Here is a 15,937-nt window from a genome sequence, read left to right as displayed (position 1 = left end):
TGTATATTTTTAACGATCTTCCTTGCAACCACCAGACTTCCGTCTTTCGTTGCAGCTTGCTGTGATCAGCGAAGCCTTGAATTGTAGCACGCTTTTTTGCGTTTTCTTTAAAACTCTTTCTTGGAGTTTTAAAAAAAACGCCCCGTCACACGACGGGGCGTTTTGCTGTAATAGCCTGACGATGACCTACTTTCACACGGGGATCCGCACTATCATCGGCGCAGAGGCGTTTCACTGTCCTGTTCGGGATGGGAAGGAGTGGTACCACCTCGCTATGGTCGTCAGGCATAACTTTTTGTCTTCTTGACGCAGTCAAGAGGACTAATTTATAGAGCTAATCAGCTTCGATTTAACGATCCAGCTTGCACTGGATATTTTGAATGCGTCAACTTGGCATAACTTCCTTGATCTAACGATCAAAGTTATAGGGTCAAGCCGCACGAGCAATTAGTATCGGTTAGCTTAACGCATTACTGCGCTTCCACACCCGACCTATCAACGTCCTGGTCTTGAACGACTCTTTAGGGGGCTCAAGGCCCCGGCAGATCTCATCTTGAAACGAGTTTCCCGCTTAGATGCTTTCAGCGGTTATCTCTTCCACACTTAGCTACTCGGCAATGCCACTGGCGTGACAACCGATACACCAGAGGTGTGTCCACTCCGGTCCTCTCGTACTAGGAGCAGGCTTCCTCAAATCTGCAGCGCCCACGGAAGATAGGGACCAAACTGTCTCACGACGTTTTAAACCCAGCTCACGTACCTCTTTAAATGGCGAACAGCCATACCCTTGGGACCGGCTACAGCCCCAGGATGAGATGAGCCGACATCGAGGTGCCAAACACCGCCGTCGATATGAACTCTTGGGCGGTATCAGCCTGTTATCCCCAGAGTACCTTTTATCCGTTGAGCGATGGCCCTTCCATACAGAACCACCGGATCACTATGTCCTGCTTTCGCATCTGCTCGACTTGTCAGTCTCGCAGTTAAGCACGCTTATGCCATTGCACTATCGTCACGATGTCCGACCGTAACTAGCGTACCTTCGAACTCCTCCGTTACGCTTTGGGAGGAGACCGCCCCAGTCAAACTGCCTACCATGCACTGTCCCCGATCCAGATAATGGACCTAGGTTAGAACCTCAAACACACCAGGGTGGTATTTCAACGTTGGCTCCATAGAATCTAGCGACCCTACTTCAAAGCCTCCCACCTATCCTACACAGATCTGTTCAAAGTCCAATACAAAGCTACAGTAAAGGTTCATGGGGTCTTTCCGTCTTTCCGCGGGGAGATTGCATCATCACAAACATTTCAACTTCGCTGAGTCTCAGGAGGAGACAGTGTGGCCATCGTTACGCCATTCGTGCAGGTCGGAACTTACCCGACAAGGAATTTCGCTACCTTAGGACCGTTATAGTTACGGCCGCCGTTTACTGGGACTTCAATCAAGAGCTTGCACCCCATCATTTAATCTTCCAGCACCGGGCAGGCGTCACACCCTATACGTCCACTTTCGTGTTTGCAGAGTGCTGTGTTTTTAATAAACAGTCGCAGCCACCGATTTTTTGCAACCTCATTGGGCTCCATCCGCGAGGGACTTCACCTACTAAAGGCACACCTTCTTCCGAAGTTACGGTGTCAATTTGCCGAGTTCCTTCTCCTGAGTTCTCTCAAGCGCCTTAGAATACTCATCTCGCGCACCAGTGTCGGTTTGCGGTACGGTCGTGTGTAGCTGAAGCTTAGTGGCTTTTCCTGGAAGCAGGGTATCACTCACTTCGTCTGCAAGCAGACTCGTTATCACTCCTCATCTAAGCCCGGCGGATTTGCCTACCAGGCACGACTACAAGCTTGAACCAACATGTCCAACAGTTGGCTGAGTTAACCTTCTCCGTCCCCACATCGCACTACACATCGGTACAGGAATATTGACCTGTTTCCCATCAGCTACGCATCTCTGCCTCGCCTTAGGGGCCGACTCACTCTACGCCGATGAACGTTGCGTAGAAAACCTTGCGCTTACGGCGAGGGGGCTTTTCACCCCCTTTAACGCTACTCATGTCAGCATTCGCACTTCTGATACCTCCAGCAGGGTTTACACCACCACCTTCACAGGCTTACAGAACGCTCTCCTACCACTTGCAATAAATTGCAAATCCGCAGCTTCGGTAACTGGCTTAGCCCCGTTACATCTTCCGCGCAGGACGACTCGATCAGTGAGCTATTACGCTTTCTTTAAATGATGGCTGCTTCTAAGCCAACATCCTGACTGTTTTAGCCTTCCCACTTCGTTTCCCACTTAGCCAATTTTAGGGACCTTAGCTGGCGGTCTGGGTTGTTTCCCTCTTGAGTCCGGACGTTAGCACCCGGTGCTCTGTCTCCCAAGCTGTACTCGTCGGTATTCGGAGTTTGCATTGGTTTGGTAAGTCGCCATGACCCCCTAGCCAAAACAGTGCTCTACCCCCGACGGTAATACTTGAGGCACTACCTAAATAGTTTTCGGAGAGAACCAGCTATTTCCAAGTTTGTTTAGCCTTTCACCCCTATCCACAGCTCATCCGCTAGTTTTGCAACACTAGTCGGTTCGGACCTCCAGTACCTGTTACGGCACCTTCATCCTGGCCATGGATAGATCACTTGGTTTCGGGTCTACACCCAGCGACTGGACGCCCTATTCGGACTCGATTTCTCTACGGCTTCCCTATTCGGTTAACCTTGCCACTGAATGTAAGTCGCTGACCCATTATACAAAAGGTACGCAGTCACCCCTTGCGAGGCTCCTACTTTTTGTAAGCACACGGTTTCAGGATCTATTTCACTCCCCTCCCGGGGTTCTTTTCGCCTTTCCCTCACGGTACTAGTTCACTATCGGTCAATGATGAGTATTTAGCCTTGGAGGATGGTCCCCCCATATTCAGACAGGATTTCTCGTGTCCCGCCCTACTTGTCGCAAGCTCAGTACCACACAGGTCATTTCACGTACGGGGCTATCACCCGCTATGGCCAGCCTTTCCAGACTGTTCCGTTATGTCTTGTGCTATCACTTGCAGGCTTCTCCGATTTCGCTCGCCACTACTTTCGGAATCTCGGTTGATGTCTTTTCCTCGAGCTACTGAGATGTTTCAGTTCACCCGGTTCGCCTCGCATACCTATGTATTCAGTATGCGATACCCCAAAGGGTGGGTTTCCCCATTCGGAAATCTCCGGATCAAAGCTAATTTGCCAGCTCCCCGAAGCTTATCGCAGGCTATCACGTCCTTCGTCGCCTATCATTGCCAAGGCATCCACCATGTGCTCTTATTCACTTGACCCTATAACTTTGATGTTTCTTGCGAAACTAAAGTTGTTTTCAAGGAATGTTTGTCAGGTCTTTCACCTGACGCGTTATGCCGTATTCAATTTAACTTGAATAACTCGAATTTCAAACGTGAAGTCTGATATTCATTTTGACGCAATCAAAATTGTCGCTAGCGGCACGGTGTGCACTAAACCTTTACGAATGTGCACTTTCCGCTAGCAACGCTGATTAAACTCTATAAATTATTAAAGAACAGCCGATTGATCCGGTAATCCCGATCAACAACAAAGCCGCCTCTTGCGAAGCAACTTTGGTGTTGGACACCATGTGTCAGATAAGAAATCGAAAGATTGGTGGAGGTGACAGGACTCGAACCCGCTACCTACTGCTTGCAAAGCAGCCGCTCTCCCAGCTGAGCTACACCCCCAAAACCAGAAGGACGTTGGACGACAATGGTGGGTCTGGTTGGTCTCGAACCAACGACCCCCGCCTTATCAAGACGGTGCTCTAACCAACTGAGCTACAGACCCAAGCCGGTCACCTAAGACCAGGCACAGAGCATAGCCGTCAGCGACAACCTTCCAACAACCGATAAGTGTGAGCGTTCAAATTTAATTGCAGTTTCCAGAAAGGAGGTGATCCAGCCGCACCTTCCGATACGGCTACCTTGTTACGACTTCACCCCAGTCACGAACCCTGCCGTGGTAATCGCCCTCCTTGCGGTTAGGCTAACTACTTCTGGCAGAACCCGCTCCCATGGTGTGACGGGCGGTGTGTACAAGACCCGGGAACGTATTCACCGTGACATTCTGATCCACGATTACTAGCGATTCCGACTTCACGTAGTCGAGTTGCAGACTACGATCCGGACTACGACTGGCTTTGTGGGATTAGCTCCCCCTCGCGGGTTGGCAACCCTTTGTACCAGCCATTGTATGACGTGTGTAGCCCCACCTATAAGGGCCATGAGGACTTGACGTCATCCCCACCTTCCTCCGGCTTGTCACCGGCAGTCTCATTAGAGTGCCCAACTAAATGTAGCAACTAATGACAAGGGTTGCGCTCGTTGCGGGACTTAACCCAACATCTCACGACACGAGCTGACGACAGCCATGCAGCACCTGTGTTACGGTTCTCTTTCGAGCACGAAACCATCTCTGGCAACTTCCGTACATGTCAAAGGTGGGTAAGGTTTTTCGCGTTGCATCGAATTAAACCACATCATCCACCGCTTGTGCGGGTCCCCGTCAATTCCTTTGAGTTTCAACCTTGCGGCCGTACTCCCCAGGCGGTCAACTTCACGCGTTAGCTTCGTTACTGAGTCAGTGAAGACCCAACAACCAGTTGACATCGTTTAGGGCGTGGACTACCAGGGTATCTAATCCTGTTTGCTCCCCACGCTTTCGTGCATGAGCGTCAGTACAGGCCCAGGGGATTGCCTTCGCCATCGGTGTTCCTCCGCATATCTACGCATTTCACTGCTACACGCGGAATTCCATCCCCCTCTGCCGTACTCTAGCTTTGCAGTCACAAATGCAGGTCCCAGGTTGAGCCCGGGGATTTCACATCTGTCTTACAAAACCGCCTGCGCACGCTTTACGCCCAGTAATTCCGATTAACGCTTGCACCCTACGTATTACCGCGGCTGCTGGCACGTAGTTAGCCGGTGCTTATTCTTACGGTACCGTCATGAGCCCGCCGTATTAGGGCAGACCTTTTCGTTCCGTACAAAAGCAGTTTACAACCCGAAGGCCTTCGTCCTGCACGCGGCATTGCTGGATCAGGCTTGCGCCCATTGTCCAAAATTCCCCACTGCTGCCTCCCGTAGGAGTCTGGACCGTGTCTCAGTTCCAGTGTGGCTGGTCGTCCTCTCAGACCAGCTACAGATCGTCGCCTTGGTGGGCCTTTACCCCACCAACTAGCTAATCTGATATCGGCCGCTCCAATCGCGCGAGGTCTTGCGATCCCCCGCTTTCATCCATAGATCGTATGCGGTATTAGCGTAGCTTTCGCTACGTTATCCCCCACGACTGGGCACGTTCCGATATATTACTCACCCGTTCGCCACTCGCCACCAGGATTGCTCCCGTGCTGCCGTTCGACTTGCATGTGTAAGGCATGCCGCCAGCGTTCAATCTGAGCCAGGATCAAACTCTATAGTTCGATCTTGAATTTTTTCGCTCTTTCGAGCAACTCATAAAAACGGAATTGAAGTGAACTTCACTTCTATTCTCATGAGCGTTTGTAAGTCAGTTAAGACTTAGTTCCGAAGAACTTGGCAATTGCCTTCAAACGCCCACGCTTATCGGCTGTATATTTTTAACGATCTTCCTTGCAACCACCAGACTTCCGTCTTTCGTTGCAGCTTGCTGTGATCAGCGAAGCCTTCGATTATGACACAGTTTTCAACTGTCAGTCAAAAAATCTTTTGTGTTTTTTGACTCGCTAGCTTCTCCATCTGAGTCAGCGTTTCTAGCGAAGCCTTCAATTATGGCACAACTTTCCAAGCCTTGGCGAACTATTTCATAACCACATTGCTAGACGCGGTACCGATCCCCCGATCCGCTCAATTTGCTCAGTAACGCCCCTGCGATTCGCGTCAACGGCAAGACCTCATCCGCAGCCCCATGAAGAATTGCTTCCCGAGGCATTCCAAACACAATACAAGATGCTTCATCTTGCACATAGTTGTAGCTACCGGCGTCCTTCATCTCCTTCATCGCTTTTGCGCCATCATTGCCCATTCCGGTAAGCATGATGCCGAAAGCATTTCGCCCCACGACGCGCGCGGCAGACTTGAACAGCACTTCAACCGAAGGCCTATGCCTGTTGACCAACTCCCCATCTTCCACTACACAGATGTAATTCGCCCCACTTCTATCGATACGGAACTGCTTCCCACCTGGAGCAATGTAAGCATGCCCTGGAAGAATACGTGCGCCATTAACGGCTTCCTGAACCGTAATTTGACAAAGCCCATTCAGTCGGGCAGCAAAGCTGGTTGTAAAACCTGGCGGCATGTGCTGTGTAATGACTATGCCCGGCGCATCGGCCGGCATATGCATCAAAATTTCCTTGATTGCTTCCGTCCCTCCTGTCGACGCACCGATACAAATCAACTTCTCAGTCGACACGCGCCCGATAGCTACCGGATCGGGCAATCTCTCCCCGGTAGACACGCCATTGGCACTCGCCGCACCACTGGTGCCTGGTTGCGCTGCACGCCGAACATGCGCAGCCGCGGCAATCCGGATCTTTTCAACGATCTGTCCCGCCAGCTCATTGATACCGTCCGCCAGCCCAATGCGCGGCTTGGCGACAAAATCCACCGCCCCCAACTCCAACGCGCGCATAGTCACCTCGGCTCCGCGCTCGGTCAGGGTCGAGATCATCACCACAGGCATTGGGCGCAGACGCATCAGTCGCCCCAGGAAATCGATGCCGTCCATCTTGGGCATTTCGATATCCAACGTGATGACATCGGGATTCAGATCCCGAATCATCTCTCTGGCAATAAGCGGGTCATTGGCCGTACCAACACATTCCATATCTTGTTGACGGCCAATAATTTCCGCCAGCAAGCTGCGCACCAAAGCCGAATCGTCAACAACTACAACACGAATTTTCTTCAAGCGACACCCTCAAAACAAATCTACAGAACCACCTGCAGTGGTCTTCGCAACAATGGCAGCATTTCCGCGTCGCTCCTCGACAGCAAGAGTTTCCGGATGCGAGTGGGCCAGACGCTTGACCAGTACTTTACCGGTAGCCGGAAAGAAACACACTTTACGGGGGTGGATATCAAGCACATCTTGCGATACGACAGGAATGCGCTCAGTAGACAGATAGTCCAGTACAAACTGCGTATTGCGCTCGCCCACGTTCATGGTTGTAAAACCCGCCATCACTTGCGCTCCACCGAATACCTTCGCTTGCATCGTCTCGCGCCGAGCACCAAGTTTCAACATTTCATTGATCAACAACTCCATGGCATAAGAGCCGTAACGCCCCGCTCCGTCCGCACCATCTCCATCCGGCAACATAAAGTGGTTCATGCCACCAATGCGTGCTTTACCGTCCCATATGCACGCGGCAATACAAGACCCCAAAACGGTCATCACAACAATGTCTTCGCTGGAAACAAAGTACTCACCCGGGAGTACCTTGACAGCGTCATATTGGAAATGATGATCCGCATAAAAAAAAGAAGCCTCGCCCGGCTTGCGGGGCAACGCTTTCAACTGATCGATTCGGGAAACCCGGCCACTCGCCAAAACCCTAGCGCCCCCGCCCCCCGCAGCACTACCGACAGACGATCCATACGCGAACACGGGCGAATTCATGTGGCTACTGACATTGGTTAGAAGCCAACACCATCGCGTCTCTGGACGCAAAGAAGGTGCTACTAGCGTCGCTCATAAACTGTTTTCCCCTTTAAGACAAACAGATCACGGGAATCGCTGAAATTCTCGGCATGTCCGACAAACAGCAATGCTCCGGGCTTCATAACCCGATGTATGCGCTCAAGCACCTTGCGCTGAGTGGGGGCATCAAAGTAGATCATGACATTTCTACAGAACACGACATCGAACGGCTCCTTGAAGGGCCAATCATCGTGTATCAAATTCACGATCAAAAACTCAATGAACTGGGATAACTCTGGCTTAATTTTTGCCATCCCTTCATTAGAGCCCTTCCCCCGCAAGAAGAAACGCTGCATCCGGCCTGCGTCAATTCCCTTCATACCGTCCAGTCGGTATACACCCCGTGCGGCAGTAGCCAGAACCTTGGAATCAATATCACTAGCCATCAAAGAAAAATTGGCCCGCGCCCCCAGGGCCTCCATTGCAGCCATCACGATGGAATACGGCTCCTCGCCGGTTGAGGCGGCACTACACCAGACTCGCCAAGAAGTTCCCGTTGGTTTGGACTTCAAATAATCTTCGAAGATTTCAAAGTGGTGTTGTTCTCGGAAAAATGATGTCAGATTAGTGGTCAAAGCGTTGACAAACTCTTGCCACTCAGGCCCATCTGTTGACTCCACCCAAGTCAAATAGTCACGAAAGCTTTGATGCCCGGTGTCGCGAAGCCGCCTGGACAACCGGCTGTAGACCATTGCATGTTTTCCATCATGCAAGCTAATTCCGGCCCGCTTGTATATCATCGCCTGGACCCGGTCGAAATCTGCACTAGTCCAGACAAACTCACGATCCTGCATGCCCGCCGGCCCGGCATTCATTGCACCTTCAGACGAACTCATTGTGTGAGCCACTCGCTACCGCACTTTCATCTTCACAAGGTTTACACGGGCACAAACTCAAACCCAACAACATCAATCAGACGCTCCGACCAATCCCATGTCAGGCGCTGACATAAGTCGTTCAATATCGAGGAGGATCAACATTCTGTCCCCCAAGGAGCCCAGTCCAAGCACGGATCCACTATCAATGACGCTATCCAACTCCGGCGCAGCTTTCAGGCTTTCCGGTGGCAACTCCATAACATCGCTGACGGAGTCCACCACAATCCCTACAATCCGGTTCCCCAGGTTCAGAATAATGACGACCGTGAAGCTGTCGTACTCCGCCTTGGAGCAATTGAACTTCAGTCGCATATCGACAATGGGAACAATTGTGCCCCGCAAGTTGACAACACCCTTGATGAAATTGGGAGCGTTAGCCACCCGGGTCGGCGGTTCATATCCCCGGATTTCTTGCACCTTCAGAATATCAATACCGTACTCTTCCTGATCCAGACGAAAAGTCAGGTACTCCCTCGCCCCCGAAGACGCCAGCTCATCAAATTTTTCCATCACGCCCATGTTGCACTCCTTCGTTGCGACGGTATCAATGCCGAGAGCGGCGCACTAAAGCACCGGTGTCCAGAATGAGCGCCACTTTACCGTCGCCCAAGATTGTGGCCCCCGAAACATTGGGCACCTTGCGATAGTTGGACTCCAGATTCTTGACCACCACCTGCTGCTGCCCCAAGAGTTCATCAACCAGCAAAGCGACGCGACTTCCGTCAGCCTCGACAACAACCATGATGTCGCTCGTTTTCTGAGAGTCAAATCGGGGAATCTGGAATATCTTCTCCAACTCAATCACCGGCATGTACTCATCGCGAACTTTCACCAGTTGGGAGCCCTGCCCAACTGTGCTCACCGCATCTGCCTTCACCTGGAAGGACTCCACTACGGAAGACAGCGGGAGGATGTATACCTCGTCACCCGCTCCCACCGACATGCCATCCATGATGGCAAGCGTCAACGGCAACCGCACGGAAACCTTCATGCCGCGGCCTTCGACAGAGTCAATCTCCACCGAGCCATTGAGCGCCGCAATGTTCCTTTTGACAACGTCCATGCCAACGCCACGGCCGGACACATCGGTCACGACCTCTGCCGTGGAGAATCCTGGTGCAAAAATCAGCTGCCAGACATCGTTGTCTGACATTTGATCGGAGACGTCCAACCCGCGCTCACGGGCTTTATTCAGAATTTTTTCACGCGACATGCCCTTACCATCATCCCGGACCTCAATCACAATCGAGCCCCCTTGGTGGGCGGCAGACAGTGTGATCGTCCCCGTTTCAGGCTTCCCTGCAGCCAAGCGTTCCGCCGGCAATTCAACCCCGTGATCGCAACTGTTACGGACCAGATGCGTCAAGGGGTCAGTGATTTTTTCAACCAAACCCTTGTCAAGTTCGGTGGCTTCCCCTTGGGTAACAAAGTCGACCTTCTTGCCCAATTTACTGGCTAGATCGCGGAGCATCCGGGGGAAGCGACTAAACACAATCGACATCGGAATCATCCGGATCGACATCACCGATTCCTGCAAATCACGTGTATTCCGGTCCAGATCCGCCAACCCAGCCAGCAACTGCTGGTGAACGGCAGGGTCTAATGCTCGGCTGTTTTGTGCAAGCATCGCTTGGGTAATCACCAACTCTCCGACCAAATTAATTAACTGATCGACCTTGCTGATGGCTACGCGGATGGTCGCAGTTTCGGCGTGCGCAGCGGGGCCAGCAGATGCCGCCTTAACGGGAACCTTGGTTTTGGCTCCGGCATCCAAAGCGGGAGCGCCAGGGGATCCATCAAAGAATCCATAACCCGGTGCCGGCGCCAAAGGCGCGCCGGGAGGCGGGTCATCCGCGTAGCTGGTTGCAACCTCTACCGCCGCAGAATGCAACTCTTTGATCGCGATGTGATCCCTGGCAACGTGAAAGGCGAACAAATCCAGCAAATCCTCATCGGAGGAAGCTGTTTTGACCGTGAAAACACGCACGTCCTTGCTATCGGACGGAAGAATGGCAATTTCACCAAGTCCGGGAATATCGCGGAACAGCTCTTGAACCGCGTCCGCCTGTTCGATGTGCTCCAAGGGTCCAAAACGTATTTCCAAAGACCGGATGGAATGATCTTCCGGGGAAGCGGCCACCACAGCCGGCGGTGGTGGCGGTGGAGAAACAGTGGCGGGGACAACCGGCGCCGCAGCAGGCGGAGCCACAACAGCGGGAGATCCGCCAGAAGCCAAGATGCTGATTCGTCGAACCAAATCTGCCGTCGGCAGCGCTTCGCCCTCACCACCGGCCTGGTGGCGCGCCAAAAGGCTACGCGAGGCATCAGCGGATTCTAGCAGCACATCCACCATGGCCGCATTGGGCTGTAATTCATGGCGACGCAGCTTGTCCAGCAACGACTCCATTTGGTGGGTTAGTTCAGCCACGTCAGAAAACCCGAACGTGGCAGCCCCCCCCTTAACCGAGTGAGCACAGCGAAATACCCCGTTCAGTTCCTCGTCGTCCGCAGTATCTAGATTCAGATTGAGCAACATTTGCTCCATCAAATCCAGATTCTCGCCAGCTTCCTCAAAGAATATTTGATAAAACTGCGTTAGGTCAAAATCGCCACCCCCGCCGCCGCTGTCTTGATGCGTATCAGCCATGCCTAGCTCTCCTCTATATTCGTTCAGTCAAGTCACCAGACCGCCAATCAGCGAATGACTTTCTTAATTACATCCAGTAAGCGAGCCGGATCAAAAGGCTTTACCAGCCACCCGGTAGCGCCAGCTGCACGCCCCGCCTGCTTCATCAAATCACTGGATTCTGTTGTCAAAACCAGAATGGGAGTCATCTTAAACTGGGGGTGATCACGCAATTTCCGCGTCAACCCCAAGCCATCCAAACGTGGCATGTTTTGATCCGTCAGGACTAGGTCAAACGCTTGCGCCTGCGCCTTTTCATAGGCATCCACCCCGTCCACAGCCTCTACCACTTGGTACCCAGCACCAGTTAAGGTAAATGTCACCATCTTTCGCATGGATGGCGAATCGTCAACGGCAAGAATTAAAGGCATTAGAAACTCCGACTAGTTCAGTTTGATCGTTTTTTTCAGAAAAGCTCAATGGACCCTGCGTCCATTTCGTCTTGCGTTACCGGATTGGGGCGCTCCGGGACCTCTTCCACGAAAGGAACCGCCTCCCCATCTTCAGACCCCATGGATTCAGAAGCCAGCCGGTAGGCACATCCCTGCAAGATTTTTGAAGTGTGGGAAATCAGCTGCGACGCCATATCCTGGAACTGCAATTCCGTAACCGCAGCCCGCAACGTGCTACGAACGTCATCAAGCTCACGGGAGTCCATGAGTGCGGGCTCGGCAAGATTGGCGCTCGCACTGGTGAAACGCTCCATTAGGTTTTCCATGGCGTGTGCAAGCAGATCATCCAGGCGCGTCAGATCATGCACGACCACAAGCAAGGCGTCCTGGACCTCCGCCACGAGCATGACAGGCACTTGCACAACCGGCGTACTCGGCGTTGTCAATGATGGTTGCATTGTCATTTGTCCTAAAAACCGCTCTTCACGTCAATCAGCGCCCGCCCCGCACCAGCAACCGGGAATCCTGCATGCGCCTAGGTTAGCAGGAATCTTGAAGCATGGGGGAGATATCGACAGCCGTCCAAACGGTCTGCGCCGGGGTCGAAACGCCAAGTATTGCCCATCTGGCCCTCATAATCCGCCACAATGATAGCGTTGAACATGGAACACAATCCCTCCGTAACCCCCATGAAAGTCCTCCATCTGGAGGATTCGCTGCTGGATCACCAACTGGTCTGCCGTGCGCTGAAAAAGGCGAACTTCAACTTTGAAATCACTCGCGTGGAAACGCTTGAAGCGTTTACACAAATGGTCAACCATTCCGCATTTGACCTGATTCTTGCCGACTATCGGCTTCCTGGCTTTACCGCCCTCGATGCTTGGTCCGCGTTGCCAACAAACAGTGTCCGCCCGCCATTCATATTGCTTTCAGGGACGATCGGCGAAGCTGCCGCGGTATCGGCCATACATTCGGGCATCAGCGACTATTTGCACAAAGACGATCTGGAACGGCTCGAGCGTGTGATCAAAAGGGCTCTGGAAGTGTGCCAAGCCCATGCCGCAAAGGAAAAGGCCAACCGGGAACTTGCGCTCTCAGAGAAACGCCTGGCGGAATTTGCCAGCTATTTGCAAGCCGCCATCGAAAGGGAACGTGCCGTTATCGCCCGCGAGATCCATGACGATATCGGCGGCTCTCTGGCCGCAGCAAAACTCGACTTGGCCTGGATATCTAGGCATCAAACCGAAGCCACCGTTGAAGCCCACGTGCAAGCTGCCATCGAGATGCTGCAACATGCCATTGGCGCCAGTCAACGCATCATGATGAACCTGCGGCCATCCATTCTTGATCAGGGCCTCTTTGCGGCCATCCAGTGGTTGGCCACCAGCTTCGAAAAACGCACGGGGGTCAAAACATACCTGCGGACCAATAACGAGCACCTCGTCCCACGAAAGGACATCCAGTTGACCGCGTACCGAACGGCGCAGGAAGCGTTGACGAACATATCCAAATATGCAGCCTGCAGCCAGGTCCATATTGAGCTATCGGATGCAGAAAACGTCCTGACTTTGGAAATCACCGATAACGGCCAAGGAATGTCCAGGCAGGAGATGGCAAAGACCGAAGCATTCGGATTGCGCGGCCTGCAGGAGCGGGCAAAAACGGTTGGCGGCTGGCTGGATATCAGTACACGCGAAGGCACAGGCACGTCCATCATCCTGTCCGTGCCGTTAGGGCCCACAGGGGATAGCAGCCATGACGCATTGGAGGAACAGTTTCAGTGATAAAAGTGGTTCTTTGCGATGACCATGCAATGGTCCGGCGCGGCATCCGCGACACTCTGGCAGACGCGGTCGACATACAGGTTGTTGCCGAGTCGGGCAGTTATGCCGAGGTCCGGGAAGTATTGCGTACAACGCCCTGCGATGTGCTGCTACTGGACCTGAACTTGCCGGGACGAGGTGGGCTTGAGGTCCTGGCCAGTCTGCGCGAGGCCAATTCACCGATCCGGGTTCTGGTGGTTTCCATGTTCGCAGAAGATCAATATGCCATTCGGTGCTTGCGCGCAGGCGCATACGGTTACCTCAACAAGGCAGGGGACCCCACAGAATTGATCACTGCCGTGCGTACGCTGGCCAACGGCCGCAAGTACGTGACACCCGCCATATCCGAAATGCTGGTTGAGAATCTGGCCTCACCGAGCGAAGAGGCCCTGCATGCGGCCTTGTCAGAACGCGAGTTGCAGACGTTACTCAAAATTGCCTCTGGGAAACGTCTCTCCGACATTGCGGAAGAACTCATGCTCAGCCCGAAAACCGTGAGTGTCTACCGGTCGCGGCTTTTGGAGAAACTCAAGCTGACCAACAACGCCGAGCTCACGGTTTACGCCATTCGGAATGGCCTGGTTTGAGCCGGACTCCTAGTTGTTGACAAAAATCTCAATGGCTCGCTCCATGATCGCCATAAAAGGCTGATCCAGCATCGGCAAGGTTGTCGCAATGCCAATCAAGCCCACCATCAGGGTCACAGGAAATCCCACTGCAAAGATATTCATCTGTGGCGCAACACGGGAAATAATGCCCAGCGCCAAATTGACAAACATCAGCATGCCCACCATGGGAAGTGCAATCCATAAGGCGCTGGCAAATACATCCGCGCCCAGTCGGTACAACTTCATGCGTGCCAGTGTCTCCAGGAAATTCTGGTCAATGGGAAACGATTGGAAACTGCGATTGATCGCCAGAAGCACCATGAGATGCCCATTCATCGCAAGAAAAAGCAGCGATGTCATTTGCCCGAAAAACCGGGCAACGGCACTGGACTGGGCATTGATGGTCGGGTCAAAGAATGCGGCAAAGTTCAGACCCATCTGAAAGCCCACTACTTCTCCGGCCAACTCTACGGCCGAAAATACCAACCGGACAGCGAACCCGATCGCCAATCCAACACCGACTTGTTGAATCACTACGCCCAGCGCCTGGGGATCGTTGAACCCGATAACTGGCATGGCGGGCAGGCTCGCCTGTGTCGCCAGCGCAATCAGAAAGGCCAATGCAATTCTGGCTCTCAGCGGAATGGCCCGAGAAGAAAACACCGGAGCAGTGGTAAACACGGCCAGCACACGCAAGAAGGGCCAGAATATCGGCGAAATCCATGCCGCAAGTTGCGCCTCAGTAATGGAAATCAACCGATACCCCCAATCACACGACGGATCCGGGAATAGCCTCAAATGTCCGGCGGATGTACTCCACCAGCATGGTCAACATCCAGGGGCCGGCAATGGCAAATACGGCAATAACGGCAATCAGCTTGGGAACAAAAGCGAGCGTAGCCTCATGGATCTGTGTCACGGCCTGAAACAAGCTCACCAACAGCCCCACCACCAAAGCAACACCCAAAACAGGTGATGACACCATCAACAGCATCAATAGAGCGTCCTGCCCCATTGTCAAAACCATTTGTGCGTTCATGGTTCGATGCGCTCCTCAATTGACAAAGCTGGCTGCCAGCGAACCAATCAGCAGGTTCCAGCCATCTGCCAGCACAAAAATCATCAGCTTGAACGGCAGCGCCACCAGCACCGGCGACAGCATCATCATGCCGAGAGACATCAATACGCTGGCCACCACGATATCAATGACCAGAAATGGGATGAAGATCATGAACCCGATCTGAAACGCCGACTTCAGTTCACTGATCACAAATGCCGGCACCAAGACCCGTATGGGAGCCGTATCCGGCTTGATATCCGGCGCGAGCTTGGCCAGTTTGGCAAACAGAGAAAAATCCGACTGCCGGGTCTGCTTCACCATGAAGTTCCGAATCGGGGCCTCCGCCCTTTCCAGCGCCTGCTCAAAAGAAATGGCATTGTTTGTGTAAGGCACATAGGCATCGGCATAGACGCGGTCAAAAGTGGGCCCCATGACAAAGAAAGTCAAAAACAACGAGAGCCCCACAATAACCTGATTGGGCGGCGCAGACTGGGTGCCCAGTGCCTGCCGCAGCAGCGATAAAACAATGACGATTCGGGTAAACCCAGTCATCATCAACAAGATCGCCGGCAAAAACGACAGCGCCGTGAAAAACACCAACGTCTGGACCGGGACCGAAAAACTGACACCCGATCCCCCGGTCCCTACCAGCAAAGGTAACTGCCCTGCAGCCTGGGCGCTGGCAGCGCCATGCAGCAAAACTGCAACAAGCCCTATAAAACCTTTGCCAAGCAAACCAACCCCGTTCAAGCGACCCCCCCAGTTATACATA

The 15,937-nt window shown here is 53.0% G+C and carries 12 protein-coding genes, 2 tRNA genes and 3 rRNA genes; 2 read left to right on the top strand and 15 right to left on the bottom strand.

The features are described from left to right. Positions 1-173: 173 nt before the first annotated feature. From rrf to AC1Q5W_RS12810, 12 genes are all read right to left on the bottom strand, one after another. Positions 174-286, bottom strand: a 5S ribosomal RNA gene (gene rrf, locus AC1Q5W_RS12865). A 140-nt stretch (positions 287-426) separates the two neighbouring features. After that, positions 427-3,307, bottom strand: a 23S ribosomal RNA gene (locus AC1Q5W_RS12860). Positions 3,308-3,645: 338 nt separating this feature from the next. Beyond that, a tRNA-Ala gene (locus tag AC1Q5W_RS12855) sits at positions 3,646-3,721 on the bottom strand. A gap of 26 nt (positions 3,722-3,747) precedes the next feature. Further along, positions 3,748-3,824, bottom strand: a tRNA-Ile gene (locus tag AC1Q5W_RS12850). 98 nt (positions 3,825-3,922) lie between these two features. Then, positions 3,923-5,457 (bottom strand): 16S ribosomal RNA (locus AC1Q5W_RS12845). Together the 16S, 23S and 5S rRNA genes with 2 tRNA genes alongside form the textbook arrangement of a ribosomal RNA operon. 374 nt (positions 5,458-5,831) lie before the next feature. Next, positions 5,832-6,926 carry a protein-glutamate methylesterase/protein-glutamine glutaminase gene (locus AC1Q5W_RS12840; protein WP_492645003.1) on the bottom strand — a complete coding sequence of 365 codons (1,095 nt, stop codon included), beginning with the start codon at positions 6,924-6,926 and terminating at the stop codon, positions 5,832-5,834. Between the two features lie 9 nt (positions 6,927-6,935). Beyond that, the gene (gene cheD / locus AC1Q5W_RS12835; protein ID WP_492645002.1) at positions 6,936-7,637 is read right to left on the bottom strand and encodes a chemoreceptor glutamine deamidase CheD; all 702 of its coding nucleotides are present in this window, start codon (positions 7,635-7,637) and stop codon (positions 6,936-6,938) included. 62 nt (positions 7,638-7,699) lie between these two features. Further along, positions 7,700-8,554: a CheR family methyltransferase gene (locus tag AC1Q5W_RS12830; protein ID WP_492645001.1), complete on the bottom strand. Its 855-nt coding sequence runs from the start codon at positions 8,552-8,554 to the stop codon at positions 7,700-7,702. A 72-nt stretch (positions 8,555-8,626) separates the two neighbouring features. Next, positions 8,627-9,115 carry a chemotaxis protein CheW gene (locus tag AC1Q5W_RS12825; protein ID WP_492645000.1) on the bottom strand — a complete coding sequence of 163 codons (489 nt, stop codon included), beginning with the start codon at positions 9,113-9,115 and terminating at the stop codon, positions 8,627-8,629. 25 nt (positions 9,116-9,140) lie between these two features. Then, the gene (locus AC1Q5W_RS12820; protein WP_492644999.1) at positions 9,141-11,243 is read right to left on the bottom strand and encodes a chemotaxis protein CheA; all 2,103 of its coding nucleotides are present in this window, start codon (positions 11,241-11,243) and stop codon (positions 9,141-9,143) included. A gap of 47 nt (positions 11,244-11,290) precedes the next feature. Further along, positions 11,291-11,653, bottom strand: coding sequence for a response regulator (locus AC1Q5W_RS12815; protein ID WP_492644998.1), 363 nt, complete (start codon positions 11,651-11,653; stop codon positions 11,291-11,293). A 35-nt stretch (positions 11,654-11,688) separates the two neighbouring features. Further along, entirely contained in the window at positions 11,689-12,132 is a 444-nt protein-coding gene (locus AC1Q5W_RS12810; RefSeq protein ID WP_492644997.1) for a hypothetical protein, read from the bottom strand. A gap of 231 nt (positions 12,133-12,363) precedes the next feature. On the opposite strand from AC1Q5W_RS12810, the gene AC1Q5W_RS12805 reads away from it, so the two are divergent. Together AC1Q5W_RS12805 and AC1Q5W_RS12800 are read left to right on the top strand one after the other, a co-directional pair. Further along, positions 12,364-13,458 carry a hybrid sensor histidine kinase/response regulator gene (locus tag AC1Q5W_RS12805; protein ID WP_492704200.1) on the top strand — a complete coding sequence of 365 codons (1,095 nt, stop codon included), beginning with the start codon at positions 12,364-12,366 and terminating at the stop codon, positions 13,456-13,458. After that, on the top strand, positions 13,455-14,084 hold the full coding sequence (locus tag AC1Q5W_RS12800; protein ID WP_492644995.1) for a response regulator: 630 nt from the start codon (positions 13,455-13,457) through the stop codon (positions 14,082-14,084). Before AC1Q5W_RS12805 ends, AC1Q5W_RS12800 begins: the two co-directional genes overlap by 4 nt. Positions 14,085-14,093: 9 nt before the next feature. Here AC1Q5W_RS12800 and fliR read toward each other — a convergent pair whose 3' ends face one another. The 3 genes from fliR to fliP are packed head-to-tail and all read right to left on the bottom strand — an operon-like array spanning position 14,094 to position 15,915. Continuing rightward, positions 14,094-14,861 (bottom strand): flagellar biosynthetic protein FliR, encoded by a 768-nt coding sequence (gene fliR / locus AC1Q5W_RS12795; protein ID WP_492644994.1) that lies wholly within the window; start codon positions 14,859-14,861, stop codon positions 14,094-14,096. 13 nt (positions 14,862-14,874) lie between these two features. After that, positions 14,875-15,144 (bottom strand): flagellar biosynthesis protein FliQ, encoded by a 270-nt coding sequence (gene fliQ, locus AC1Q5W_RS12790; protein WP_492644993.1) that lies wholly within the window; start codon positions 15,142-15,144, stop codon positions 14,875-14,877. A gap of 15 nt (positions 15,145-15,159) precedes the next feature. After that, positions 15,160-15,915, bottom strand: a complete 756-nt coding sequence (gene fliP / locus AC1Q5W_RS12785; RefSeq protein WP_492644992.1) for a flagellar type III secretion system pore protein FliP — start codon at positions 15,913-15,915, stop codon at positions 15,160-15,162. Positions 15,916-15,937: the final 22 nt, after the last annotated feature.

It is taken from the genome of Rhodoferax sp. MLSD5-FHT05B10, from assembly GCF_058793415.1.
Note: the sequence above shows the minus strand (reverse complement) of the source record. Positions and strands in the feature narration are given on the sequence as shown.

Excerpts from the sequence above, each read along its gene's own strand:
- cheD (WP_492645002.1), bottom strand. The coding sequence starts at position 7,637 with ATGAATTCGCCCGTGTTCGCGTATGGATCGTCTGTCGGTAGTGCTGCG.
- AC1Q5W_RS12830 (WP_492645001.1), bottom strand. The coding sequence starts at position 8,554 with ATGAGTTCGTCTGAAGGTGCAATGAATGCCGGGCCGGCGGGCATGCAG.
- AC1Q5W_RS12825 (WP_492645000.1), bottom strand. The coding sequence starts at position 9,115 with ATGGGCGTGATGGAAAAATTTGATGAGCTGGCGTCTTCGGGGGCGAGG.
- AC1Q5W_RS12820 (WP_492644999.1), bottom strand. The coding sequence starts at position 11,243 with ATGGCTGATACGCATCAAGACAGCGGCGGCGGGGGTGGCGATTTTGAC.
- AC1Q5W_RS12815 (WP_492644998.1), bottom strand. The coding sequence starts at position 11,653 with ATGCCTTTAATTCTTGCCGTTGACGATTCGCCATCCATGCGAAAGATG.
- AC1Q5W_RS12810 (WP_492644997.1), bottom strand. The coding sequence starts at position 12,132 with ATGCAACCATCATTGACAACGCCGAGTACGCCGGTTGTGCAAGTGCCT.
- AC1Q5W_RS12805 (WP_492704200.1), top strand. The coding sequence starts at position 12,364 with ATGAAAGTCCTCCATCTGGAGGATTCGCTGCTGGATCACCAACTGGTC.
- fliQ (WP_492644993.1), bottom strand. The coding sequence starts at position 15,144 with ATGAACGCACAAATGGTTTTGACAATGGGGCAGGACGCTCTATTGATG.